Annotated in this window: 27 protein-coding genes; 19 read left to right on the top strand and 8 right to left on the bottom strand. The window is 34.0% G+C overall.

All coding sequences use genetic code 11. The features are described from left to right. Positions 1-31: 31 nt before the first annotated feature. Together ACLHDE_RS13720 and ACLHDE_RS13715 are read right to left on the bottom strand one after the other, a co-directional pair. Positions 32-670 (bottom strand): HAD family hydrolase, encoded by a 639-nt coding sequence (locus ACLHDE_RS13720; RefSeq protein ID WP_415396962.1) that lies wholly within the window; start codon positions 668-670, stop codon positions 32-34. Then, positions 667-2436, bottom strand: a complete 1770-nt coding sequence (locus ACLHDE_RS13715; RefSeq protein ID WP_415396961.1) for an ABC transporter ATP-binding protein — start codon at positions 2434-2436, stop codon at positions 667-669. Before ACLHDE_RS13715 ends, ACLHDE_RS13720 begins: the two co-directional genes overlap by 4 nt. A gap of 109 nt (positions 2437-2545) precedes the next feature. Between ACLHDE_RS13715 and ACLHDE_RS13710 the strand changes: the two genes are divergently transcribed. Genes ACLHDE_RS13710 through ACLHDE_RS13685 form a run of 6 tightly spaced genes read left to right on the top strand, consistent with a single transcriptional unit; the run spans position 2546 to position 6867 of the window. After that, positions 2546-2965, top strand: coding sequence for a DUF1924 domain-containing protein (locus tag ACLHDE_RS13710; protein WP_415396960.1), 420 nt, complete (start codon positions 2546-2548; stop codon positions 2963-2965). Between the two features lie 3 nt (positions 2966-2968). Beyond that, positions 2969-3490, top strand: coding sequence for a diheme cytochrome c (locus tag ACLHDE_RS13705; RefSeq protein WP_415396959.1), 522 nt, complete (start codon positions 2969-2971; stop codon positions 3488-3490). Further along, on the top strand, positions 3483-4589 hold the full coding sequence (locus ACLHDE_RS13700) for a cytochrome b/b6 domain-containing protein (RefSeq protein ID WP_415396958.1): 1107 nt from the start codon (positions 3483-3485) through the stop codon (positions 4587-4589). The genes ACLHDE_RS13705 and ACLHDE_RS13700 overlap by 8 nt, the downstream gene beginning before the upstream one ends. Positions 4590-4594: 5 nt before the next feature. Further along, positions 4595-4978, top strand: a complete 384-nt coding sequence (locus tag ACLHDE_RS13695) for a hypothetical protein (RefSeq protein WP_415396957.1) — start codon at positions 4595-4597, stop codon at positions 4976-4978. Then, complete coding sequence (locus tag ACLHDE_RS13690; protein WP_415396956.1) at positions 4978-5646, top strand: response regulator transcription factor; 669 nt, start codon at positions 4978-4980, stop codon at positions 5644-5646. Before ACLHDE_RS13695 ends, ACLHDE_RS13690 begins: the two co-directional genes overlap by 1 nt. A gap of 3 nt (positions 5647-5649) precedes the next feature. Then, complete coding sequence (locus ACLHDE_RS13685) at positions 5650-6867, top strand: ArsS family sensor histidine kinase (RefSeq protein ID WP_415396955.1); 1218 nt, start codon at positions 5650-5652, stop codon at positions 6865-6867. 1 nt (position 6868) lies between these two features. Here the strand turns inward: ACLHDE_RS13685 and ACLHDE_RS13680 are convergent, their stop codons facing one another. Together ACLHDE_RS13680 and gltX are read right to left on the bottom strand one after the other, a co-directional pair. After that, complete coding sequence (locus ACLHDE_RS13680; protein WP_415396954.1) at positions 6869-7906, bottom strand: SO_0444 family Cu/Zn efflux transporter; 1038 nt, start codon at positions 7904-7906, stop codon at positions 6869-6871. Positions 7907-7985: 79 nt separating this feature from the next. Then, complete coding sequence (gene gltX / locus ACLHDE_RS13675) at positions 7986-9374, bottom strand: glutamate--tRNA ligase (protein WP_415396953.1); 1389 nt, start codon at positions 9372-9374, stop codon at positions 7986-7988. Positions 9375-9546: 172 nt separating this feature from the next. On the opposite strand from gltX, the gene ACLHDE_RS13670 reads away from it, so the two are divergent. The 6 genes from ACLHDE_RS13670 to ACLHDE_RS13645 all read left to right on the top strand — a co-directional run bounded on the left by ACLHDE_RS13670 (position 9547) and on the right by ACLHDE_RS13645 (position 13703). After that, positions 9547-9909, top strand: coding sequence for a response regulator (locus ACLHDE_RS13670; RefSeq protein WP_415396952.1), 363 nt, complete (start codon positions 9547-9549; stop codon positions 9907-9909). Between the two features lie 15 nt (positions 9910-9924). Further along, on the top strand, positions 9925-10542 hold the full coding sequence (locus ACLHDE_RS13665) for a chemotaxis protein CheC (RefSeq protein WP_415396951.1): 618 nt from the start codon (positions 9925-9927) through the stop codon (positions 10540-10542). Beyond that, positions 10542-11801: a diguanylate cyclase gene (locus tag ACLHDE_RS13660; protein ID WP_415396950.1), complete on the top strand. Its 1260-nt coding sequence runs from the start codon at positions 10542-10544 to the stop codon at positions 11799-11801. Before ACLHDE_RS13665 ends, ACLHDE_RS13660 begins: the two co-directional genes overlap by 1 nt. 65 nt (positions 11802-11866) lie before the next feature. Continuing rightward, positions 11867-12703: a peptidylprolyl isomerase gene (locus tag ACLHDE_RS13655; protein WP_415396949.1), complete on the top strand. Its 837-nt coding sequence runs from the start codon at positions 11867-11869 to the stop codon at positions 12701-12703. Beyond that, positions 12693-13136, top strand: a complete 444-nt coding sequence (locus ACLHDE_RS13650) for a deoxycytidylate deaminase (protein WP_415396948.1) — start codon at positions 12693-12695, stop codon at positions 13134-13136. Before ACLHDE_RS13655 ends, ACLHDE_RS13650 begins: the two co-directional genes overlap by 11 nt. A 9-nt stretch (positions 13137-13145) precedes the next feature. Continuing rightward, entirely contained in the window at positions 13146-13703 is a 558-nt protein-coding gene (locus ACLHDE_RS13645; protein WP_415396947.1) for an iron-sulfur cluster assembly scaffold protein, read from the top strand. A 4-nt stretch (positions 13704-13707) separates the two neighbouring features. Here ACLHDE_RS13645 and arsC read toward each other — a convergent pair whose 3' ends face one another. Then, positions 13708-14061: an arsenate reductase (glutaredoxin) gene (gene arsC / locus ACLHDE_RS13640; RefSeq protein ID WP_415396946.1), complete on the bottom strand. Its 354-nt coding sequence runs from the start codon at positions 14059-14061 to the stop codon at positions 13708-13710. A gap of 63 nt (positions 14062-14124) precedes the next feature. On the opposite strand from arsC, the gene ACLHDE_RS13635 reads away from it, so the two are divergent. The 7 genes from ACLHDE_RS13635 (at position 14125) to ACLHDE_RS13605 (ending at position 20171) form a co-directional block, all read left to right on the top strand. Next, complete coding sequence (locus ACLHDE_RS13635) at positions 14125-14634, top strand: GAF domain-containing protein (protein ID WP_415396945.1); 510 nt, start codon at positions 14125-14127, stop codon at positions 14632-14634. 79 nt (positions 14635-14713) lie between these two features. Continuing rightward, complete coding sequence (locus ACLHDE_RS13630; protein ID WP_415396944.1) at positions 14714-15328, top strand: hypothetical protein; 615 nt, start codon at positions 14714-14716, stop codon at positions 15326-15328. A gap of 42 nt (positions 15329-15370) precedes the next feature. Further along, complete coding sequence (gene amrS, locus ACLHDE_RS13625) at positions 15371-16396, top strand: AmmeMemoRadiSam system radical SAM enzyme (RefSeq protein WP_415396943.1); 1026 nt, start codon at positions 15371-15373, stop codon at positions 16394-16396. 157 nt (positions 16397-16553) lie between these two features. Next, the gene (locus tag ACLHDE_RS13620) at positions 16554-17810 is read left to right on the top strand and encodes an NfeD family protein (RefSeq protein ID WP_415396942.1); all 1257 of its coding nucleotides are present in this window, start codon (positions 16554-16556) and stop codon (positions 17808-17810) included. Between the two features lie 3 nt (positions 17811-17813). After that, positions 17814-18575, top strand: a complete 762-nt coding sequence (locus ACLHDE_RS13615) for a slipin family protein (RefSeq protein ID WP_415396941.1) — start codon at positions 17814-17816, stop codon at positions 18573-18575. 88 nt (positions 18576-18663) lie between these two features. Further along, the gene (upp, locus tag ACLHDE_RS13610) at positions 18664-19287 is read left to right on the top strand and encodes a uracil phosphoribosyltransferase (RefSeq protein ID WP_415396940.1); all 624 of its coding nucleotides are present in this window, start codon (positions 18664-18666) and stop codon (positions 19285-19287) included. Continuing rightward, entirely contained in the window at positions 19287-20171 is an 885-nt protein-coding gene (locus ACLHDE_RS13605) for a class I SAM-dependent methyltransferase (protein ID WP_415396939.1), read from the top strand. Before upp ends, ACLHDE_RS13605 begins: the two co-directional genes overlap by 1 nt. Here ACLHDE_RS13605 and ACLHDE_RS13600 read toward each other — a convergent pair. Genes ACLHDE_RS13600 through ACLHDE_RS13590 form a run of 3 tightly spaced genes read right to left on the bottom strand, consistent with a single transcriptional unit; the run spans position 20161 to position 24037 of the window. Further along, positions 20161-21612, bottom strand: a complete 1452-nt coding sequence (locus ACLHDE_RS13600) for a diguanylate cyclase (RefSeq protein WP_415396938.1) — start codon at positions 21610-21612, stop codon at positions 20161-20163. The genes ACLHDE_RS13605 and ACLHDE_RS13600 overlap by 11 nt on opposite strands. A gap of 38 nt (positions 21613-21650) precedes the next feature. Next, a complete protein-coding gene (gene asnB / locus ACLHDE_RS13595; protein WP_415396937.1) occupies positions 21651-23456 on the bottom strand; it encodes an asparagine synthase (glutamine-hydrolyzing) in 1806 nt (601 codons plus the stop codon). Beyond that, a complete protein-coding gene (locus tag ACLHDE_RS13590; protein WP_415396936.1) occupies positions 23456-24037 on the bottom strand; it encodes a class I SAM-dependent methyltransferase in 582 nt (193 codons plus the stop codon). Before ACLHDE_RS13590 ends, asnB begins: the two co-directional genes overlap by 1 nt. Between the last annotated feature and the right edge of the window lie 103 nt (positions 24038-24140).

The raw sequence follows: 24140 nt of genomic DNA, 5'->3' as shown, positions 1-24140 counted from the left end.
TTTCAATATGTCCCTTGATTTTTTCAATAATTTATATATTTAGAAGCAGTTTTTCTAACTTAGAAAATTTTTCAATGTGGTAAGTAGCATCTGAGAAGTCATGTGTCAAAGTAAATTCATTTTCAACTATTACGCACTCTATCTCTGCATTTACAGCAGAGGTTAGACCTCTTTGTGAGTCTTCTATTACTAAACACTCATCTCTAGATGCAGAGAACTTTTTCATACCGGCTAAGTATGGGTCAGGGTAGGGTTTTGCACGAGGGTATTCTTCTACACAAAGAGAGAAGTCCATAAACTTTATGATGTCTCGCTCGTTGTGAATAAGGTCAAAATCTACTCTTCTTGATGTAGTTATAATTCCCATCTTGTACTCTTTTTTTAACTCTTCAAGAGTATCTACAACACCGTCTATCTCGATATGTTCACTTCTTATAAACTCTCTGTAGTAGATATCTCTTCTCGCTCTTTGTGCATCTATAATAGACTGAGATATATTTTGCGCCTTTGCAACTTCCCAAGCAGTTCCGCCTCTTGCCATTATCTCCATGTAGACATCAAATGTCAGCTCGATATCTATTTCACGTAGAGCTTTTATATTTGCTTCGTAGTACCACTTTTCAGTCTCGACTAAAACACCGTCGTTGTCAAAGAGAAGAAATTTCTTCACAGTAACTGCTTCTTTACAAATTCCACATAGTGTCCCTCTTCGGCTTCTAACTCTTCATGAGTTCCATGTTGAACAATCTCTCCGCCATCTAGAACGTAGATGTCATCTGCATTTTTAACTGTGCTTAGTCTGTGTGCGATGGTAATTACTGTTTTGTCCTTTAAAAGCGGTGCTATAGTCGTTTGTAGTTTTGCCTCAGTGTGAACATCAAGTGCTGATGTGGACTCATCAAAGATGACGACACTAGGATTTGCGATAATCATCCTTGCGATGCTAAGACGCTGTCTTTGACCGCCTGAGAGTCTGATACCGTGACGACCTACGATAGTGTCAAGACCTTCTTGCATCTGCTCTATCATATCCGTAAGCTGAGCAATTTCTAGTGCTTTATAAATATCATCATCACTTATACTATCATCACCCATAGTTATATTAAACCTCAATGTAGAGTTAAAAAGGATTGGCATCTGAAGGACTAAAAATATCCTCTCTCTGAGTGAGCTTTTGTCTATCTCTTCTATGTCTATTCCATTATATTTTAGCGAGCCGCCATTTTTTGCGTAAAAGCCTGAGATGACTTGAGCTAGAGTTGTTTTACCGCTTCCACTTGCTCCGATTAGGGCTATTTTACATCCTGCTTCTATGTTTAAAGAGATATTTTTAAGGATTGGTTTTTCGTTTGAGTATGCGAAATTTAAATCTTTTAGAGATATTTCTAGATTTTTAGACTCTATCTTTTTCTCTCCGCTTTTCTCAGTACGCAAAGTAAGGATTTTATTTATTCTTTTTATTGCACTCATCGCAGATGCATAGCTGTATTGCATAGACAAAATATCTTGCACAGGAGTCATAATAAACCAGATATAGCCAAACATTGCAAACATCATACCGATGCTTAGATCACTGTATGCAACCAGAACAAGCCCAGATGCACGAATGATTTCAAACATTGTTAAGAAGATAGTGTAAGAGAGTTTTTCGTAAGCGACACTTTTATAGCCATACTCATTTGAGGTTGTTTGAACTTTTTTAGCATGAGAGATTGCCTCACTAAAAAAGTACTCCTCTTTGTTAGATGCTTTTATCTGTCCGTACAAATCTAGTGTTTCGCCGATGTTGTCTTGAAACTTCTCTATTGCATTGTTTTCATCTTTTTTCAGATTACCAACTATTTTTGCCATCTTTTTACTCATAAGCATGATAAGAGGCTGAATAATTAAAATCAAAATCCCTAAAACAGGGTCGATTACAATCATCACAATACCAACAGCAACAAGAGTTAAGATGGAAGACACAAACTTACTGACACTTGTGATGATGAAAGCATCTAGAGTATTTACATCGGTTACGAGGTTTGAAGTAATGGCACCTGAGCCTAGTGTTTCATACTCATTCATAGATGCGATACGAAGATGCTCTATGAGACGTTTACGAATCATAAAGGTAACATGCTTAGATATTTTTGTAAAAATTTTAGTGATGATTACACCAAGAAAATAGTAGATAAATCGCAGTAAAATAACTACAACAGTCACAATAGCTATGTAGTAAAATGCAGTTGTACCGCCCACAAAGAGATTAATAGCATCTACAAAATGAGCAGGCTTGTCTAAAAGAATTTCATCTACCATTATTGGCAGCATCAGTGGAATTGGTACACTTACAAGAATAGCAATAAGAGTAATAATCTGCCCATAAATAAGAGCAGGTTTCTTCTCTAGGATGAGCCTGTAAATAGTCTTTAGAGTGATTGGTTTGTTGTTCATAGTGCAATTATAGCAAACTCAATTGTAAAGAAATTGTAAATAGATAGTCAAAGCAATCTTTACACTCTTCTTTTATACTTTTGATATCTAAAAAGTTAAAGGAGTTAAGATGATAAAATTACTACTCGCTTCATTAGTAGCGGTTTCTCTGATTCAGGCAAAAGAGTTAAATACTCAGATGCAGGAGTTTATGAACACTCTAAAAGTAGAAGCGAAAAAAGATAATCCAAATTTTACAAAGTTTGATTATGCAAGAGGGGAGAAGATTTTTACAACCGAACATATTGGTAAAAAAGGCGAGCTAATCTCTTGTGTATCTTGTCATACAAGTAACTTGTCAAACAAAGGCAGGAATGAACATACAAATAAGGTTATTGAGCCACTCTCTCCATCTGCAAATGCTAAGAGATTTACAAATGTTAAAGATGTAAAAAAGTGGTTACGAAGAAACTTTAATGATGTTTATAATAGAGAAGGTACAGCCCAAGAAAAGGGTGACGTAGTCACTTACATAATAAATAAAGGATAAATCATGAAAAAATTAATATTACTATCACTGCTAGTAACAGGAAGTTTAATCGCAGACAGTTCGTTTTTGGGTGCAAAAAGAGGTGTAGCACCAGTAAACGATAAGTTATATGAAAAAGAGTGTGCAAGTTGTCACTTCGCATATCAGCCGGGACTGCTTCCAGGTAAATCTTGGGTAAAGTTGATGGGAGGTTTAGATAATCACTTTGATACAGATGCAAGCTTAACGCCTGAAGATAACAAGAAGATATTGAAATATCTGGTTAATAATTCAGCTGAGAAGTTTACAAACTACAAAAGAAGTAAAAAAATAAACAACTCTATTAGAAGTGATGAAACTCCAATAGCAGTATCACAGACAAGATACTTTATAAAAAAGCATAGAGAGATTAAAAAGAAATTCATTATACAAAAAGAGGTTGGCTCTTTGGCGAATTGTGCAGCATGTCATACAACAGCAGCTAAAGGTTTATATGGGGAAAGAGATATAAATATTCCAAACTATGGTAATTGGGACGATGACTAAGGTCTATGTATGGAGTCTTTTTACGAGGCTCTTTCATATACTGCTTGTTATTGCTGTTGGAGTAGTATTTATAATCGCAGAGATTGAAAACCTGCTTAGTTACCATGCGATAATTGGATATACAATAGGCTTACTCTTTTTGTTTCGAATCATCTGGGGATTTATGGATGTTAGATACTCTAAATTTAAAGATTTCAATTTCAATATTAAAGATTTAACGAAATATATGTTTAGTATATTTGGAGAAAAAAAAGAGTACACAGGTCACAATCCAGCTTCTAGTTGGGCAATTATAGCTATGATTATTTTAGGTTTAGGCTCAGTTGTAAGTGGGGTTATTGTTTATGGAACACAAGAAGGAATGGGTGTTTTATCTTTTTTAAATACTTCACTCTTTAAAGATATGGATTTATTTGAAGATCTTCATGAGTTATTTGCAAATGCTTTTATGGCAGTAATCTTTGTGCATATTGCAGGAGTTGCTTTAGACAAGGTTTTGCATAAGTCAGATTCTGTAGGTTCAATGATAGGTGGATATAAAGATGGTGAGGCAAAAAGTTTAGAACTAACAATATCGCAAAAAATGTTTGGGGTTTTATGGATAGGTTTAAGTATAGGCTTTACGCTCTATCTTTTAAGCACTCCCTCAAATATATTAATTGCAGATAATAACAGAGCGATTGATTACAAAGTAGAACATAAGCTGTTCTACGATGAGTGTATAAGCTGTCACACTCTTTATCCTCCACACTTGCTTCCAAAAAAATCTTGGATAGCTATGATGGATAATTTGCAAAACCATTTCGGTGATGATGCTTCGCTGAATGAAAAAGACACAAACTCTATAAAAGAGTATCTAGTAAAAAATTCCAGTGAGGACTCCACTAAAGAAGCATCATTTAAAATCTTAAAAAGTATGGAGGGAAATGCTACTTTAGCTATCACAGAGACACCGTATTGGAAAAAGAGACACAAAGAGATAGATAAGAATCTCTTTAAACTTAAAAAAGTTGGAAATATATCAAACTGTAAAGCTTGTCATAAAAACATTGAACAAGGTTTATTAAATGATAAAGATATTAAAATACCTCAAGGATAGAAATCATGAAATATTTTATATTGTTGCTACTGCTTACTACTAGTCTATTTTCAGACTCTGATGAGCATAATAATGAACGCCACATTAATAAAGAACTTTCACATCTAAAATTATCAAAAGAACAAAACACAAAGATAAAAAAGATTTTAAAAGAGTTTAGATTTGATTTAAAAGAGTTTAGAGAGTATAAAGAAGAGATTGAAAAGAGAAGAGAAGAGATATTTATAAAAGAAGTTTTTGACATAGAAGAGTTAAACAGATTGAATCAAGAACTTGATACAAAATCACATGAAATAGAAAACAGACTATTAAAAAGGTTATACCCTATTTTAAGCAAGAAACAAAGAAAAAGGTTTATACACTATTTTGATGATTGGGAAGTTGATTGATGACGAAAATTTTACTCATTGAAGATGATTTGGATATGCAGACACTTATTAGTGACTATCTCGCAAACTACGATTTTGAGGTGAGAGCATTTGATAAGCCAATAGATGCACTTGAACATCTTGAGGATAACAATAGCTTTTATGACCTTGTAGTACTTGATTTGATGTTGCCTCAAATGGATGGTTTTGATGTGTGTAAAAGAATTAGAAAACTGGCATCTCTGCCTATCATCATTTCATCAGCCAGAGGCGAACTTAGCGATAAGATTTTAGGCTTTGACTTGGGAGCTGATGATTATTTGGCAAAACCTTACGAGCCAAGAGAGTTAGTCATTCGCATAAATGCAATTTTAAGAAGGTCAACAAACAGTGCAAAAACCATTGGTGACTTTGAAATAGATGAAGATAAGCATGAGATAAAGGTAGAGGATTATTTACTGGATCTAACAAGAATAGAGTATGATATTTTATATATGTTTTTACAAAATCAAAACAAAGTCTTGTCACGTGAATCAATATCTAACAGTGTGACAGGCATAGAGTACAACTCAAAAGACAGAACCATAGATATGCACATAAGCAATATCAGACAAAAAATAGGTGACGACTCAAAAGACCCAAAATATATAAAGTCTGTATGGGGTATAGGATATAAATTTATAGGTTGATAAATGTCGATTTTTTTTAAAGTTTTAATACTTTTTTTAATAAGTTTTTCTCTAATGATATTTGTATCAAACGAGACAAATAAATTAACTCAAAACACCATAGAATCATTACTAAAAGAGAAGTACATCCAAGTATCAGATGAGCTATTTACCTATCTATCTAATAATAATCAAACAGCTTTAGATAAAAAACTTCGAGAGTTACGGTTTAAAACTATAGCAAATAAAAAGCACTATTTAAACTCATCAAAAATCGTATACAATTATGAAACAACGCTCTCTAGCATAAATATTTTAAAACATGAAGATGATAAATATTTGCTGTACCTGAAGTATTTGGATTATGACATCTTAGTTATAGATATATCTCAAAATGAAAATTTTGCAAAAAAAGAGCTACTTAACTATATGATTTTAGCAGATATAACAATTTTAATAATTCTGTTTTTAATAATTCTAAAAATGATATACCCGCTAAGAGGAATATCAAAAAGTATAAGGAGTTTCGGAGAAGGGGATTACAGTTTAAGAATCAAAACTAGCTCCAAAGATGAGATAGGTAAAGTATCAACTACTTTTAATGCTATGGCTACAAATATAGAGGAGTTGATTACTTCAAGAGAAACACTTCTTCGTGATATTGGACATGAGTTAAAAACACCTATTGCTAAGTCTAAATTAGCTACAGAGATGATAGAAGACTCAAAATACAAAAGCATACTAAAAAGGGCATTATCACAAATAGATGAGATGACAAGTGAGCTTTTAGACTTAGAAAAATTAAATGCAAATCAATATAAACTTCAGATGCAAAAGTTTAGCAGTGAGACACTTATAGCTGAGTCACTATCAAAACTTTTCATTGACGATGAAACTCTTATAGATGTAAAAATTGAATCAGATTTTGAGATATATGCGGATCTGAACTACCTCTCTATTGCGCTAAAAAACCTAATAGACAATGGACTGAAATATAGTGTAAAAAAACCTATTTTTATAGTTGCAAACGATGGCTCCATAGTAGTAAAAAGCAGAGGTGAAAAGTTAGATAAACCATTAGAGTTTTACTGCGAAGCTTTTACTCAGGGTGATAACTCAAGAAATCAAGCAGGCTATGGTCTCGGACTTAGTTTAGTGAAAAGAATTTTAGATAAACATGAGTTTAAACTTTCATATCATTATGATGACGGGTTTAATCAGTTTGCAATAAATATAAAGTAGTTTAGGGCAGCTTTTTAAAGTAAGGTTTGATTATAAAAAAGAGCATAAAGCCCCATAAAACAATACTGCTTAGTATCTCTAAAAGACCGGCTTCTTCTTGCATATGAATTAATGATGCTGCATCTATAGAGTTTATGTCAAAGATAAAATCAAGTCCCAAACCAAAGAGAACACTTCCAAAAACAATAGTTCCAAGATAGATATAGAGCGATGTTGTACCAAGCATTTTTTTTACTACACCGATGGTTACAGTATTTGTTGCAGGACCTGCACTTAAAAACACAAAAGCAGCTCCCGCACTTACTCCGCTTAACATGAGCGCAGCAGCAATTGGCAGAGATGCAGTGGCACATACATACATCGGTACGGCAATCGCTATGGCTATGAGGTATGAAACCCAAGAGTACTCTACAAGAATATCACTTAGGTTCTGAGGGATGACGATTGTTATCAAAGCACCTATGAGCAAACCCCAAAAAAGAGGTTTTGCAATATCTCCAAGAAGTGTGACAAAGGCATAGTTCATCGCTTTAGAAAATGAAAACTTCTGCTCTACTTCAGAGGTGCTTGAGCAAGTATTGGCGCAACAGCTATTCTCATGTTCTTCTTGCACATCTTCAATAATCTCTTTGTCATAAATGTTTGTAAGTATGCCTGCTGCCATAGCTATAAACATTGAAGTTATAACTCTGTAAATTGTAAAAACCCAACCAAACATTCCATAAGTTGCAAGGATAGAATCAATACCGGTTATTGGAGTTGAGATGAGAAATGAGAGAGTAGCACCTTTAGAAGCTCCACTTTTTTTAATACTTGTAGCCAGAGGAATAACTCCACATGAACAAACAGGAAGCGGAATACCAAAAATAGTAGATTTTATAACAGACCCGATGCTCTCTTTACCTAAATGTTTAGTGACAAGTGTCTCAGGCACAAGCTCATGCAAGACTCCTGCAAATGCAAGACCAAATAGAATGTATGGTGCCATCGCATTACTAAGTTCATATAGTGCCGCAAAAAATTGTGTTATCAGTTCCATAAGACTATTTTACTTCTTTGTAGCTTGAGTAGCACAAGGGAATTGATATTATTCTCTTTTGCAAAAGCATGTTTAAGTTTTACGAGTTCGCAGTTATTGCATTTGCAATTCTAAGCATAGTCTCTTCTTTACCTATGATAGCCATTACTTCGTCAAGTCCTGGACCACTCATCTTTCCAAGCAGTGCAACACGAAGAGGTTGTCCGATCTTTCCAAAACCTATCTCCATCTCATTTACAACACTCTCCATAAGGTGGTGGTAATCACTTGGAAGACGAAGCTCATCTGAAGCACCGACTTTCGCTCCAAAAGCATTTATAATAGCTACTGAATCAGTTTTAAAAGCTTTTTTAACAGCTTTTTCATCATAAGAAGTTGGTGTTGCAAGTATCTCTCGTGCGAGTTCTGCCATCTCTTTTAAAGTTTTAGCACGCTCTTTAATAGCATCTAAAAGAATCTCTTTTTTGTCATGAGAAGTTAGCACTAAATCGTATTGTGTAAGAAGCTGAGCCAACTCATCGTTTGAGGTGTTTTTGATGTAGTGGGCGTTTAACCAGTCAAGCTTTTCTGTATTATAAATAGATGCTGATTTGTTTATATCTTTTGGATTGAAAAGCTCAATCATCTCATCCATTGAAAAGATCTCTTGATCTCCATGACTCCATCCAAGACGAACCAAAAAGTTTAGAAGTGCCTCGGGAGTGTAACCCATCTCTTTATAAGCCATAACATCTGTAGCTCCGTCACGCTTGGAGAGTTTTTTCCCAGCAGAGTTATGAATCATAGGAACATGGTAAAACATCGGAACATCAAATCCAAGAGCTTCATATATAACTATCTGTTTTGGTGTGTTTGAGAGATGGTCATCTCCACGGATAACTTCATTTATGCCCATTAAATGGTCGTCAATTGCTACTACAAAGTTGTAAGTTGGTGCACCGTCAGCTCTTGCAATTACAAAATCATCTAAGATATCTTGTGCTTGAAAACTTACATTACCTTTTACACCATCTTTAACTAAAATTTCCCCAGTCAGAGGTGATTTTATACGAATAACCGGCTCAACACCAACAGGTGGAGTTCCATTAAAATCACGATATTTTCCATTATACTTGGTACGTTCTTTATTTGCCATTTGAGTCTCACGAAGCTTCGAGAGTTCCTCTTTTGACATATAGCATTTGTAGGCTTTGCCTTCATCTAAAAGTTGTTTGATATATTTTGCATAAATCTCATCTCTTTGAGACTGGTAAGTTATCTCGCCATTATGTTTTAAACCTAACCACTCAAACGCTTTTAAGATAGCATCAGTAGCTTCCTGTGAGTTTCTTGCTTTATCTGTATCTTCGATGCGAAGAAGAAACTCTCCAGCATTTTTTTTAGCCCAAAGGTACGAAAAAAGAGCAGTTCTTAAACCACCAATATGAAGATAGCCAGTAGGGCTAGGAGCAAAACGAGTAACAACCATGAAAAAGCCTTTTATTTTAATAGTCGAATTTTAGGCAAATATTTGTTAAAGATGGGTAAAACTTTTTAATTTAAATTTTTCAATATAGTCTTCGAAAAATATTATTATTATAATTATTATGATAAAATAAATAAAATTCAAATCATTATTTTATGAAACGGAGTTTACAAATTTGAAAGTATTAGTTGTAGATGACTCAAAGCTTGCAAGATTATCATTAATAAAAACGGTGAGAAATGTTGAACCAGCTACAGAGTTTTTTGAAGCAGAAAATGGGCTTATAGCTATAGAAGTATTTAAAAAAGAGAAACCTCGTGTAGTATTTTTAGATCTTACTATGCCTGTAATGGATGGTTATGAAGCTTTGGCCGAGATTATTAAGATAGACTCAGACGCTCAAGTTATAGTTGTTAGTGCAGACATACAACCTATAGCTAGAAAAAGAGTTTTAAACATGGGTGCTAAAAACATGTGTCCTAAACCAATAAATGATGAAAAAATGCAAAACATTTTCATAAATGATTTAATCATATGAGAAGGTAGTTGGTTTTTGAAAAGTATAAATTTTAACGAAGATCAAATAGACGCTTTAAGAGAGTTTATAAATATTTCAATCGGTCAGGCAACTTCTCATGTAGCTGAACTTCTAGATGCTTTTGGTACTATGCATATACCTCAAATATCTATTAAAGATATGAGTGAATTGAATCAAGTTATTATTGATAATATAGATAAAGCCTCAAATTATTATGTGATGAAACAGCTCTTTTCCGGTAAATTTGGTGGAGAGTGTTTATTTATTATAAGTGAAGATTCAGCAAATAACTTGGGAGCACACTTATATGATATAAAAGAGCCTTTGCAAGATGATATCACTGATGCTGTTATGGAGCTTACTAATATTGTGACATCTTCTATTATAAGTCGTTTGACAGAGGAGTTAGATGTTCAAGTTCAGTTTTTTGCTCCAACGTCTAATTTTTTAAATGCATCTAATATTATAGATAATGATGAAATCACAAATTATTCAAAAATTATAGTAGTCAGTACAGAGTTAGAGTTTAGAGACTATAGTATATGTGCAAATATTTTTATACTTACAAAAGATGAAGCCATTACCAGTCTAAGAGATTTGATAGACAAAAAAATAGAAGAGTTGTATTTATAATGGAAGCCTTGCAGTGTCCTGAGATTTTGTTAAACTCTCTGGAAAACGGTCATTTTGTAATAGATGAAAACTTTACAGTAACTTATTGGAATAGATGGTTAAGTGTAAGTACTCAGATAACAAGTGAAGAGATTATAGGAAGAAGTCTTCAAGAGTTCTACCCTGATATTAATTACAAAATTCTGTTGCGTAAAATAAGAACAGCACTTAGATTAAAGACACCTACTTTTTATGACTCAAACTCCAAGACTACTTTTATACCAATCATACGCAATAAAATTACTAAAACAGCATTGAAATTAATGCAGCAGCAAGTCACTATTTCACCTTATATAGCATCTGAAAATAAGGTTATGGTTTCTGTTTACAATATCAGTGAACTTCATGAGATAAAACTTTCACTTCAAAAGAAAATAGAAAAAGTAAATGAGTTAAATAAAATACTTGAAGATGACAAAGAAATTATTGATAAAAATATCATGATAATGAAAACTACTATAGACGGAACTATTATAGATGCAAGTAATTTGTTTTGTGAATTTTTTGGATATAAAAAAAGTGAGCTCGTCGGAAAAACATCTTCTATTTTAAAAGCAGGAAATATACCTGAGTTAGTATATGAAAAACCTTGGACCGGTGAAATTGAAAACATAACTTCAAGTGGTGAGAGCAGATGGGTTCAGGCTAGAATAACACCTATCATAAATGATGATGGGGAATTAATAGAGATTAATACGGTTTATCAAGACATAACAAATAAAAAACTTCTAGAAGAACTTTATATTACAGATACTTTAACACAAATATATAACCGTACTTATTTTGATAAGCTGATGACTTCTATAGCTCTTTACCAAAGAAAAGCTGATACTAATTTTGTCATTTTGATTGCAGATATTGACCATTTTAAAGTTATTAATGACACTTATGGTCATCAAGTAGGGGATGAAGCACTTAAAGAGGTAGCAAAAACTCTCAAAGATACGCTCAGGGATGATGATATTGTTGCTAGATGGGGTGGAGAAGAGTTTGTTGTTATGCTTAAAGATATCGATTTGAAAGAAGCTCAAAGTATAGCTGAGAAGTTAAGAGCTAAAATAGAGAAAACAAAAGTACAAAATACTATTAATATCACAACATCAATCGGTTTAACAAAATATTATGTTGGAGAAGATACTAAGCTTACTTTTAAAAGAGCTGATAATGCTCTTTATGAAGCAAAAAAAACCGGCAGAAACAGAGTTGTCACAGAGCTATAGGATTGTTTTAGGCAATTATTGGCTAAAAAGAGGTAAAATGCTTTTTTAATTTTATAGGATAATTAATGTACAAAATATTTTTAACCATTATGCTTGTAGCTACACTAAATGCCGAGATTGTTGATGGTGTGGCAGTTGTTGTTAAAGGGAATGCCATAACTCTTTATGACATTAAAAAAGAGATGCAGACTTCAAAAATAGATGCTGAGTCCGCTACAAATGTTTTAATCAGAAAAGCTCTTGAAAAACAAGAAATTGATGATAGAAAGATATCTGTTAGTAGTGCTGAAGTCTATGATGACATCAAAAAAACAGCGGCTAGAAATAACCTGAATGTAAGTGAGTTTTACGAAGCTGTTAGAAATTCAAGCGGTTTAACATCAGAGGAGTTAAAAGGGAAGATAAAAGAGAAACTGCTTTCTCAAAAACTTTACGCTGCTATTGCTTATAGTGGAGTAACAGAACCGACTGATGATGAAATAAGAGCATATTTTGAAACACATAAAGATTCGTTTGCTCATCCAAGCGGATTTAAAGTTGTGATATATCAATCAAAAAATAAACAAAAACTTCAAGAAAAAATTGATAATCCAATGTTCTACTCGCCAGATATTTCCAGCAACGAGCAAGACCTTCCTTATGATAGAATCTCCCCTGAGTTAGCAACTATGTTAGAAAAAACTCCACTAAGTACCTTTACGGCTGCTGTTCCTGATGGTAAAGGCGCTTATATGAGCTTTTACATAAAAGAGATAAGGTCAGCTAAAGAGACTGGACTAGAGAGTGTTAGAAACAAGATTATGAGTATGATAGCTGCTGAAGAGAGAGAACAAGTTCTTAGTGACTACTTCGCAAGACTCCGTCATAATGCTGATATAAAGATGATTAGAAATGTTAAGTGATGAAAACTTTATAAATATAGCCCTTGAACTTGCAACAGCTTCAAAGTGTGTGTCTAAGCAGGTTGGTGCAGTTATTGTAAAAGATGGTCGCATCTTAAGTACAGGATACAACGGTACTCCTGCAGGATTTACAAACTGTTGTGATTACTGGGATGGTAAGTATACCCATGAGCACCATGAATGGTCCAAGACTTACGAGATACATGCAGAAATGAATGCTATCATCTGGGCTGCAAGAAAAGGCATCTCTATAGAGGGAGCTTCAATTTTTGTAACACTAGAGCCTTGTAGTGAGTGCAGTAAGAACCTTATTGCAAGTGGTATAAAAAGAATAGTCTATGCAAAAGAGTATGAGCACACCCACTCAGATACAATTTCAAAATTTATTAAAGACAACGGCGTGAGTATAGAAAAGCTTACTCCCAAGATATAGGAGCAAGAGATGCCAGAGGTTCAAGATAAAGAACAAGCAGAGTTAGAAGCAGAAATCGGTAGACATATGATGCAGCCGGAAAATTATGGCAAGCTTGAAGATGCGGATGGTATAGGTATTGGTGTTGATAATGCGACAAAAACTTATGTGATTATGTACATTAAAAGAGACAGCAGTCATATTCTTGATGTGAAGTTTGCTACAAACTCTGCAACTCAAGATGCGGCTACTCTTGGCTCACTCCTTACAGAGATGATAAAAGGTGATGAGATAGTAAATGTTCTTATAACGGTTCTTGGACTAGAGCAAGATCTTCAAGAAGCTTACGCAAATATAGCACCGCCAAAGGTAGATACAACTAAACCAGAAGGCGAGCAGGTAGAGCATATCTCAACAGATCATCAAGACAGTGCTAATATGGTACTGACTGCTTTTAGAGCTGCTATGCGTCACTTCGACCGCAAGCAAGAGGGTATAGAAGAGGAACACTTTGAGATGAGTATAGCAAAGACTTGTCCATACTCAAGTGGTGACTGTAAGTTTGTAGAAAAAGTTAAAGAGAGTTAACTCTTTAACTAGCTAGAAATTTAGCAATTATAGAAGTAGGTCTTCCTATGATTGCTTGTCCCTCTTTAAAAATCACAGGTCTCTCAATAAGTTTTGGATTTGTAACCATAGCATCTACAAGCGCATCATAATCATCTGTATCTTTTAGGTTTAACTCTATATATAGATCTTCTTTAGTTCTCATAAGCTCTCTTGGATTCATCCCAAGCATAGTAAGTGCAGTTGTAATCTCATCTTTGCTGGGAGTAGTCTCGAGATATTTTACTACCTCTGTTTCACATCCACTCTCTTCTAAAATAGATAGTGCCGCGCATGATTTTGAACATCTAGGGTTGTGCCAAATAGTTACCTGAATCATATATATTCCTTTTTTCTTCGTATTTTACACTATAATTATTATAAGAAAATAATGAGGCCAATTATGAGATACGATAATGTTTATAAAAAACTTGCTGATTTTGGAAGAGACCTGCTTAATGACACCTCTTATGAAAAAGGTTTACCTAGAATAGCCAAGTATGCAAAAGAGGTTATTGGAGCGCATAGATGTTCTATCTTTATAAACGATTTGCAAAAAGGTGAACTATGGACGCCTTTATCAGATGGCATAGAGAAAATTATAATTCCCTCAGATAAAGGTCTCGTCGGACACACTATAAGAGTGAAAGAACCGCTTATAGAAAATAATCCTTACTCAAATCCTCACTTTCTTTCAGATATAGATAAAGAGAGCGGTTATGTGACTAAAAATATAGTAACAGCACCAGTCTTTAACTCACAAAGAGAGATAATAGGTGTTATTCAACTTTTAAACAAAGAGGAAGGTTTTGATAAAGAAGATTTAAAATTTATGATATTTTTTGCTCACTACGTTAGCGGATATTTGGAATTGATGAATCTTTGGTTGAGAGAAGATTCAAAAAACAAGTAGAGCTAAACTTAAGAGAGATGACCTGTTTATATATTTAAGTAAAACGTATTTCGTTATAATAACCCACAAGGAGTAAGAAATGAAATTAATATTTTTAATGATCATGTTAACAACAATGCTTTTTTCAAGTGAAAAACAGATTATAGTCGGGAGTTTTTTACAAGAGAAGTATGCTTTAAATAGTCTGGTAAAACTAAATAACCACATACTAAGTGATGACAGACTAGCAGGACTTATAAACAAAAATTCTATAGAAGTAGAGCTTAAAAAGATAGGGCAGTATCACACCATATCTTTATATCCATTCAATAGTTATGTACAGCTGCTTAGAACTCTTAGAGCACTTGAGGTGTACTATGATGATGCGTATGTGTTAGACAGCGGAGAGAAGCTAACTATAACTCAGGTAGTTAGTAAAAAAGTAGCCGAAGAATCAGTACAGCCAGTTAAAGTTGAAATTGAAAAACCAAAAGAAGTTACAAAACCAAAAGAAACAGTAGAAAAAAAAGAAGTAACAGAAAAAAGAGATAATTTTGTAGAAGTGAAAAAAGATACACAAGTTCAAAAGATACAAAAAGAGGAGCAAGAAAAAGATTATATCTTTGAGATAGTTTTAGTTCTGTTAGTTTTACTCGGAGTGGGATTTATTATTTTTAAAACATCTAAAGGAAAGAAAAAGGACATAGAGGAATAAAAGATGATTAGATAATAACATACTTTTTAAAGGGTGTGAGAGATGAAAGAAAAAGCATGGTTAAGTAGAGAGCTGAAAAACGGTAAGGTTATGTGTGAAGCATGTTCACAAGCATGTGTCCTTAGTGAGGGTGAATATGGTATATGTGGAGTTAGAAGAGTAGAAAACGGTGAACTAAGACTACTTGTATATGGACTTGCTGCAGCTCTAAATGTTGATCCTGTAGAGAAAAAACCAATGTTTCATTTTCTGCCAAAAACAAGAGCCTTTTCACTTGGAACTATTGGCTGTAACTTCTCTTGTAAGTTTTGCCAAAACCATGATATTTCTCAGTATCCAAAAGAACATCATCATGAGATTTTAGGTCAGGAACTTCCACCAAAGCGTATAGTTGAGTTAGCTACTGAGAATGGCTGTGACTCAATCGCGTACACCTACAACGAACCAATCGTCTTCTTTGAATATACCTATGATACAGCAAAACTAGCCCATGAAAAAGGGCTTAAAAACATCTATGTGACAAGTGGTTATGAGACACATAAAGCAATAGATTTGCTTGAGCCTTATATAGATGGTATGAACATAGATATAAAATCTTTTTCAGATGAGTTTTACAAAGAGATTTGTGGAGCAAGACTAAAACCAGTTCTTGAAGCTGTAAAGTACGCCTATGAAAAGGGGATATGGATAGAGATAACTACGCTGCTTATTCCTGGTAAAAATGATTCTGATGAAGAGATTCGCTCTATTGCAAGGTTTATCGCACGTATTGATAGCTCTATACCTTGGCATCTATCAGCTTTTCACCCGACGTATAAGATGCTCGATGTATCTCGTACACCTGAATCAACACTACTTCGTGCATACAAAATAGGTCAGGAAGAGGGGCTGAAATATCTATATGTAGGAAATGTTGACAACAAAGACTTTGAATCTACATACTGCCCAAGCTGTAAAAAAAGAGTTATAGATAGAAGTGGAAATATAGGTCAGTTTGTGACAAACGAACTTGATGAAAATGGAGTCTGTCCTTATTGTAGTTATGAATTAGAAGGAGTATGGAAATAAATTAGATATCTTTGGTAAAGTCAAATCTATAGAGCATTATGGATTTACATTTCTTTCATTATATAATAAGATGTAATCTTGACTTTATTATTATTTATTTGGTATTATTAGTTATTGTTACTAAGCTCTTTAGTGCTCTAAATATGAGGTATGCAAGATGAAGCGATTACTTTTATTATTATTTCTAATAACTTTATCACTTCTTGCAAGCACTTCTACAGTAATGAAGTTTCAAGTAGATGGTGCTATAGGACCTGCAACTAGTAGCTACTTAAAAGAGGGGATGGCATCGGCACTCTCTTATGATGTTGAGATGATACTTATAGAGTTAGATACTCCAGGAGGTCTCTCTAGCTCTGTGAGAGAGATGATTCAAGAAATTGTAAACTCTTCCATCCCAGTAGTTACTTATGTCTACCCTAAGGGTGCAAAAGCAGTAAGTGCTGGTATTGATCTTTTATATGCATCTCATATAGCAGCAATGGCACCTGGAACTAATCTCAGCGTAGCTACTCCTGTTAGTATTATGCCCAGACAAAAGATGGTTTACTCAAACAGTATTGATATCTCTACTTTAGACAAAAAAGCTATAAATGACCGTAATATCTCTTGGGCAATAGAAGCAGTAAAAGATGCAAAGAGATTATCGGCTGAAGATGCTTTAAGTTCAGGTGTGATTGATCTGATAGCCTTTAATACAAGTGATTTGCTTAGTAAACTTCATGGCAAGGTCATTAAAGTCTCTAACAGTAGTGTCACCCTTAATACTAAAGATGTCAATATAATCAACTACGAAGCGAATTTTAAAATGGGTTTTCTATCAGTCATTACAAATCCAAACATGGCATATATATTTTTACTTATCGCGATATATGGAATCTTCTATGAGTTGATGAATCCAGGCTCTATCTTTCCGGGAGTTATCGGTGGAATATCTGCTGTAATAGCACTATATGCCATAATCATCATACCTTTTAACCATGCAGGTCTAGTGCTCATAATCTTAGGTATTGCATTTATAGTCGCAGAAATCTTTATAACGGGATTTGGAGTGCTTGGCATCGGAGGAGTAATATCCTTCGCCTTTGGTTCATTACTACTTTTTGATGCAGATACTTTAGGTAGTAGTGTTTCAATACCGCTAATCTTGGCATTTACAATAGTCAGTCTTGCATTTTTTGTCTTAGTAATCAGACTCTTTATGAGTTCGCGCTCTGCAAAAATAGTCTCAGGGGTAGAAGACCTCATAGGAGCGATTGCCCAGGTTACAGAGGCTGAGGGTGATACCTACCATGTTTATTGCCAAGGAGAAGCTTGGAGTGCAAAAAGTGATACAGAGTTAAGTGTTGGACAGAAAGTTGAAGTTGTGAAACTATTGGGTCTTACACTTGAAGTTAAACCAATTAAGGAGTAAAAGATGCAGTTTGATACACCAGCTTTAGGAATTTATATAGTAGTTTTTGTAATTGCTTTTCTTGCGATGGCGATTCGAATTTTGCGAGAGTACGAACGTGGTGTTGTTTTTACACTAGGACGTTTTACAGCTGTTAAAGGACCGGGACTAATCATACTTATTCCATTTATCCAACAGATGGTTAGAGTTGATCTGAGAATTATTGTTCTTGATGTACCGACTCAGGATGTTATCTCTCATGATAATGTCTCAGTTCATGTAAATGCGGTAGTATATTTTCGTGTGCTAGACCCTCAAAAAGCCATTATTCAAGTAGAAGATTTTTACAATGCCACAAGCCAACTCGCTCAAACAACTCTTCGTTCAGTTCTTGGCGGACATGAACTCGATGAGATGTTAGCAGAGCGTGAGAGACTTAACTCTGATATTCAAGAGATACTTGATAAGCAGACAGATTCATGGGGTATAAAGATATCAAATGTTGAGATTAAGCATATTGATTTAGATGAAAGTATGGTTCGTGCAATTGCTAAACAGGCTGAGGCAGAACGTGAACGCCGTGCGAAAGTCATCAATGCAAAAGGTGAACTAGAAGCTAGCCAAAACCTTCTAGAAGCTGCTCAAAAACTATCTCAAAATGACTTGGGAATACAGTTGCGTTATCTTCAGACTATGAGCGACATATCTAACGATAAAACAAATACACTGATTTTTCCATTTCCAACGGAATTAGGAAAGTTTTTAAAAACTAATTCTAAAGAGTAAAAACTCATACTCTTTGGATATGCATCTTATATTTGAGACATAAAAAATATTGTATGATTACTTATAAGAAATAATATAGAGGTGTATAATGATTCATGAGTTGACAAACCCTGTAACAAAAACCTTAGTGACACATCTCAGAGATCAAAGACAAGACGCAGTTCGTTTTAGACACACGATAGCCGAACTTACAAAACAGCTTGTTTATGAAGCACTTCATGACTTTGCTCTCTTAGATAAGAGTATAACAACATGGACGGGAGAGTTAAGTTGTAAAACTATAGATGAAGAGAGTATTATTGTAGTTACGGTTTTAAGAGCTGGAATGCCGATGCTTGAGAGTGTTATGGAACTTTTACCTGAGGCTCAGGCAGGATTTTTAGCTATGAAAAGAGATGAAACTACACATGAAAGTGTTCTTTATTATGATAGACTCCCTAATTGTAAAGATAAGACAATACTCTTGGTAGACCCAATGGTAGCTACTGGTGGTTCGATGATAGATGCACTTAAACTTATAAAATCAAGAGAACCATCTAGAATAATAACACTAAATATTATAGGCTCTCCGGAGGGGCTAAAGGTAGTCAAATCAGCTTATCCTGATGTTGATATTTATATTGCTCAGATTGATGAAAAACTAAATGATGATAAGTACATAATACCGGGTCTCGGAGATGCTGGTGACAGATCATACAATACGGTAGGATAATGAGAATAAACTTAAAAGAAAAAAGTTCAAAAGATATATTGGAGTGGTTTGAAAGTCATGAGCTTAGAGCTACAGAGATTGTAGAGTTGGAAGTTTTAGCAGATGATGTAGAGCGTATTGGTTATAAAGGTTTTGTCGACTTGGCACAAATCTTTTTTATGAAGATGCTGACTCCAATTGAAAATGACAGTGAAAGCTTGACTCTGAGATTTCAGAAGTTAAACCTTGAAACATCTTTTCATAAAGCTGATAAAAGCAGTGAAAAGTATGGAGTGGGTAGTGAGTTTTTCACTATTGATAAAACAGCTCAGTTTAGTTTTTTATACCACTATAGACAAGCATTGAAGTTTATAAATATAGAAAACAAAAAAAGAATTTTAAACCTTGGTGTAAATAGGGGTGATGAGTTTAGAGTAATAAAAGAATTATTATCCGAAGATGAGTTTATGGCAAAAGAGTTTGTAGGCATAGATTACTCAGCATCTGCTATCGAGTATGCAAAAAAAGATTTTCCAAGTCCAAATGTAGACTTTAGATGCCATGATATAAATGCACTAGATGAGTTGGGATTAGGAGAGTTTGATCTTATCATTTCTATAGGAACTTTGCAAAGCACAAACATAAACTTCAACACCACCTTTATGTCTCTTTATCAAAATCATTTGGAAAAAGGTGGGTCTGTGATACTTGGGTTTCCAAACTGTAGATGGATTGACGGAGAGATGATATATGGTGCAAAAGCACCAAATTATGCATTTTCTGAGATGAGTCTGGTTTTAAAAGATATTCATTTTTGTAAAAAATATCTTCAACAAAAGAAGTACAGAGTTACTATAACAGGAAAAGACTATCTTTTCCTAACAGCTAGAAAGATTACTCAGTAGGCTGTGTACGAGCCAATACAACTCTATTTTTACCATGTTGTTTTGCTTCATACATAGCTTTGTCCGCTCTTGAAATAACAGTGTCTATAGTATCGTACTTATTACAAGAGGTAAGTCCAAAGCTTGCTGTTAGACTATAACCTATAGCTTTTTTGAGTATTGCATCTTTTTCTATAGATTCTCTTATCTTTTGAGTGATAGAATGAGCATCGTTTATATGTGTATCTATAAATGCGATAACAAACTCTTCTCCACCCCATCTTGCAATAAGATCTGTCTTTCTTATGCCATTATTTAGTATTTTTGCAGTTTGTACTAAAACATCATCACCTATCTGATGCCCAAGTTCATCGTTAATAGTCTTGAAGTCATCTATATCGATAAAGACTAGACAAATAGGTCTTTCATCCCTTTTTTGTAAAGCTAAAAACTGCTTAAACTGTTTGTCAAAGTTATGTCTGTTTGGTATTTGTGTAAGTGAATCAAAGTCTGCTAGCCTTTCTAACTTTTGATGGTAGTTTCTCAAAATAATCATAATGATAATAGAAAATATTAATGTAAAAGATAAAGAAAGGCCAAGGTTTATGTAAAAAACCTCTTTAGCTTCTTTTGAAAAGTCATTTAATTTTGCTTCTACTATCAGATAAATGTCTAGTTCAGGGATATACTTAGTTTTAACTATGTACTTTTCGCCATTTTTTTCATACTCAATTATATCTGTATTTTTATCTATTATTTTATCTTTATATGCTTTTAATTCTTGCATTTCATCTATATGTTTAGGAGTGATTTTGTCTTGCTTGGTAAGGACAACATTCCCATTTTTATCTAAAAAGTAAACATTTAGACGGTAGTCTTTTTTAAACGTACGTAGCATCTCATCAATATATGAGATCTCGATTCCAATGCCTGTTACACCTATAAAATTATAGTTGTTATCGTATATCTTAAAGTTGATAAACATGATAAGAGAATTTGTAAAGTTTTCATTAAAGTCCAGATTTATTTCATGACTTTTTGGAATATCTTTAAACTCAAAATACCATTTATTAGTAGGATTTTCTTTTTTTATTTCTTCTAAAAAGCCGTTGTGAGTATAGTACTTTTTACTCTTTTGTGAGACTAAAAATGCTGTTAGCATCTCATACTTATTTTTGATACTATCTAAATATTTTGCTATCTTGTGGGTACTTTTCTCATCATGAAGTAACCAATCTTTTAAAAATGTATCATGTGCCATCATGGAGCTGACTAAGTAAGGCTCTATAAGATGTTTTTGAATCTCAGTATAGATGTTGTCAATAGAGAGAGGAAGAGATTGAGTTTTTAGATGTATTTGAGTAGATTTAAGAGAAACCATGTAGTTTGCTGTAGAAATTATAACAGAAAGCATAAGCAGTAAAGTTGTAATAATTATAATAATTTTATAGTTTGATTTCATAATAGCCCTTAAATATATTAAAAAGAATTATAGCTTAATTACAATATCCACTTCTTAATCCAGATACTTAAAACATAAAGTCCCCATATGTGCTGTTTAAATCCACCTGTAGATGCACTACTTATCAGTTCATCTAACTCTTTAGTTTTAAACATTCCAGTTTGAGAATTTACCTCTTTGATAAGCCCTAATCTTTTAGAGTCTATTAAGTACTCCATGTAAGGGTTTGAAAAGCCTTTTTTCTTTCTGTTTAGAATTTTCTCATCTAGATGCGGTTTCATTATCTCTTTTAGCAGTGACTTTGTGACTCGATCTTCATAACGGAGTTTTGGGTCAATGCTAAAGACTGCAGATGCAAGTTTGTGGTCTAAAAATGGTGTGCGTGATTCTATAGAATGAGCCATAGAAGTGCGGTCTAATTTTGTCAAGAAATGTTCAGCTTGAAAAATGTTTAGGTCTATGTAGCTATACCAGATGCTCTCATCTGTGTGAGGGGATGCTTCAAACCTATCTCTATAGTTTTTTAAGTATTTTAGGGCTTGATTGTCTTTTACATTTTTCTTCATAAGAGCATTCTTTTGCAGGTCTGTAAAAGTCTCTCCAGAGGTGCGAAAGAGCAGAGTGTCATCGAAGATTCTTTTGTAGTATTCCCACTCTCTGTTTTGTGAGTAGTTTGAACGGAAATATTTTTTTAGCCAGTTTTTGTTTGAGAGTTTTGACATTTGCTCTATGTCTAAAAACTCGAAGTATTGTCTGTAACCAAGAAAAAGCTCATCACTTCCTTCTCCACTTAGAACTACTTTATACCCATCTTGTTTGATTCTATCAAATAATAAATATAGAGGTACAGATGCAGGGTCATTCAGCGGTTCATCTAATGTGTTGAGAACTTTATCACTTGCATCTATAAAGTCATTTTGTGATATCTCAACATCTATGTTGCTTAAACACAAAAAGTCAGCTGTCTCTTTTGCATTTGCTCTTTCATCATACTTTGAGAAATTTTTATAGCCAAGCGTATATGTTTGAAGATTTATGCCTTGAAGTTTAGCGTAAGCGTTTATAGTCGCACTATCTATTCCTCCAGAGAGTAGAGATGCCATAGGCTGGTCTGCATCTAGGCGTATAGCTATAGACTCTTGGAGTATGTTTTGCAAAATATGAAGTGCTTCATCTCTGTCTATTATGATATTTGGTTTTGCATCTAGGAGGTCAAAATATCTTTTTACTTCATAGCTTCCATTTTTTAAAACCAAATACTCTCCAGCTGCAAGTTTATTTATTCCTTTAAAAAAAGTGTGAGGCGGAGTCGGTGCTAAAAAGGATAGATAACTCATAAGAGCATCTTCATTCATCTGGGTTTTGCTTAGAAATGGAGTCAGTGCTTTTATCTCAGATGCAAAGATGAAACTGTCTGTTTGCATAAAAAAAAGAGGTTTTTTACCAAGTCTGTCTCGAAAGAGATATAGTGTCTCAGCATCCATCAATGCAATGGCAAACATACCGCGTAGATGTAAAACAAAGTCTACTCCCCACTTTAGATATGCAGCAATGATGACTTCACTGTCACTTTGCGTTTTAAATTCAAACTCAGATGCCAACTCTTTTTTTAACTCTTTGAAGTTATATATTTCTCCATTGAAAGAGAGTAGAATATTTTTATATTTTATAGGTTGATGTGAACGAACGTTCTGATCTAAGATGCTAAGTCTCTGATGGGCGAAAAATAGATTATTACTTTGTGTGATACCACAATAGTCTGGTCCTCTGTGAGAGAGTGTAGCGAGGGCTCTTTTTGCTTTTTTCTCGTCATACTCTCCGATTATTCCAAAAATCGCACACATTATTTGAAGAACCCTACTGTGATATCATTTTTCATATAATCATCTTTTATTTTTATATTAGTTACTCCGATTTTCGAAGCTATATTCTTTATCTGAGATGTTGTGAGATAGTTATATGTTTCACTTCTCTTTGAGCCATGTAAAATGTTGAAGATAAATCCATTTTGAGAGGCTTCGTAGCAGTTTCTCATAAAGAGATGAGTCTCAAAACTCTGTAGTACATTCATCGCACCACTACATATATAGTAAGAAGCAGTGGGAAGTTCATCTTTACATATGTCTGCTATAAGGATTTCACAGCCAGTTTGCTCAGATGCTATGGAGTACATATCTACAACAGAGTCTATGCCTATATAGTGTTTAGGTAACTTTTTTTTCTTTTGAGCATATAGGTAAAAGTCTCCAAATCCACATCCTGCATCTACTATGCTAAATGTTTCTATATTGGATGGTAGCATCTGCATAATAGCGTCAAATCTGGTAAATTGAGACTCTTTTGAATTCCAGTTTACACCCTTGGCTGTCACTCCATGCTTCTCTATTGCTGATGTGTAAAATTTCTCACTATCAATGCGTGGCATCGCAAACCCTTTTATATTAGTGTATTATAATTCATTTTATAAGTAAAGACAAATAAAGTATGGAATATAATGGAATCTAATAATAACTTATTTTGGGGACAAA

Origin of the sequence: Sulfurimonas iocasae, from assembly GCF_047716755.1 — a bacterium.
GTDB lineage: Bacteria > Campylobacterota > Campylobacteria > Campylobacterales > Sulfurimonadaceae > Sulfurimonas.
Note: the sequence above shows the minus strand (reverse complement) of the source record. Positions and strands in the feature narration are given on the sequence as shown.

Excerpts from the sequence above, each read along its gene's own strand:
- ACLHDE_RS13715 (WP_415396961.1), bottom strand. The coding sequence starts at position 2,436 with ATGAACAACAAACCAATCACTCTAAAGACTATTTACAGGCTCATCCTA.
- ACLHDE_RS13710 (WP_415396960.1), top strand. The coding sequence starts at position 2,546 with ATGATAAAATTACTACTCGCTTCATTAGTAGCGGTTTCTCTGATTCAG.
- ACLHDE_RS13705 (WP_415396959.1), top strand. The coding sequence starts at position 2,969 with ATGAAAAAATTAATATTACTATCACTGCTAGTAACAGGAAGTTTAATC.
- ACLHDE_RS13700 (WP_415396958.1), top strand. The coding sequence starts at position 3,483 with ATGACTAAGGTCTATGTATGGAGTCTTTTTACGAGGCTCTTTCATATA.
- ACLHDE_RS13695 (WP_415396957.1), top strand. The coding sequence starts at position 4,595 with ATGAAATATTTTATATTGTTGCTACTGCTTACTACTAGTCTATTTTCA.
- ACLHDE_RS13690 (WP_415396956.1), top strand. The coding sequence starts at position 4,978 with ATGACGAAAATTTTACTCATTGAAGATGATTTGGATATGCAGACACTT.
- ACLHDE_RS13685 (WP_415396955.1), top strand. The coding sequence starts at position 5,650 with ATGTCGATTTTTTTTAAAGTTTTAATACTTTTTTTAATAAGTTTTTCT.
- ACLHDE_RS13680 (WP_415396954.1), bottom strand. The coding sequence starts at position 7,906 with ATGGAACTGATAACACAATTTTTTGCGGCACTATATGAACTTAGTAAT.
- gltX (WP_415396953.1), bottom strand. The coding sequence starts at position 9,374 with ATGGTTGTTACTCGTTTTGCTCCTAGCCCTACTGGCTATCTTCATATT.
- ACLHDE_RS13660 (WP_415396950.1), top strand. The coding sequence starts at position 10,542 with ATGGAAGCCTTGCAGTGTCCTGAGATTTTGTTAAACTCTCTGGAAAAC.
- ACLHDE_RS13655 (WP_415396949.1), top strand. The coding sequence starts at position 11,867 with ATGTACAAAATATTTTTAACCATTATGCTTGTAGCTACACTAAATGCC.
- ACLHDE_RS13650 (WP_415396948.1), top strand. The coding sequence starts at position 12,693 with ATGTTAAGTGATGAAAACTTTATAAATATAGCCCTTGAACTTGCAACA.
- ACLHDE_RS13645 (WP_415396947.1), top strand. The coding sequence starts at position 13,146 with ATGCCAGAGGTTCAAGATAAAGAACAAGCAGAGTTAGAAGCAGAAATC.
- arsC (WP_415396946.1), bottom strand. The coding sequence starts at position 14,061 with ATGATTCAGGTAACTATTTGGCACAACCCTAGATGTTCAAAATCATGC.
- ACLHDE_RS13635 (WP_415396945.1), top strand. The coding sequence starts at position 14,125 with ATGAGATACGATAATGTTTATAAAAAACTTGCTGATTTTGGAAGAGAC.
- ACLHDE_RS13630 (WP_415396944.1), top strand. The coding sequence starts at position 14,714 with ATGAAATTAATATTTTTAATGATCATGTTAACAACAATGCTTTTTTCA.
- amrS (WP_415396943.1), top strand. The coding sequence starts at position 15,371 with ATGAAAGAAAAAGCATGGTTAAGTAGAGAGCTGAAAAACGGTAAGGTT.
- ACLHDE_RS13620 (WP_415396942.1), top strand. The coding sequence starts at position 16,554 with ATGAAGCGATTACTTTTATTATTATTTCTAATAACTTTATCACTTCTT.
- ACLHDE_RS13615 (WP_415396941.1), top strand. The coding sequence starts at position 17,814 with ATGCAGTTTGATACACCAGCTTTAGGAATTTATATAGTAGTTTTTGTA.
- upp (WP_415396940.1), top strand. The coding sequence starts at position 18,664 with ATGATTCATGAGTTGACAAACCCTGTAACAAAAACCTTAGTGACACAT.
- ACLHDE_RS13605 (WP_415396939.1), top strand. The coding sequence starts at position 19,287 with ATGAGAATAAACTTAAAAGAAAAAAGTTCAAAAGATATATTGGAGTGG.
- ACLHDE_RS13600 (WP_415396938.1), bottom strand. The coding sequence starts at position 21,612 with ATGAAATCAAACTATAAAATTATTATAATTATTACAACTTTACTGCTT.
- asnB (WP_415396937.1), bottom strand. The coding sequence starts at position 23,456 with ATGTGTGCGATTTTTGGAATAATCGGAGAGTATGACGAGAAAAAAGCA.
- ACLHDE_RS13590 (WP_415396936.1), bottom strand. The coding sequence starts at position 24,037 with ATGCCACGCATTGATAGTGAGAAATTTTACACATCAGCAATAGAGAAG.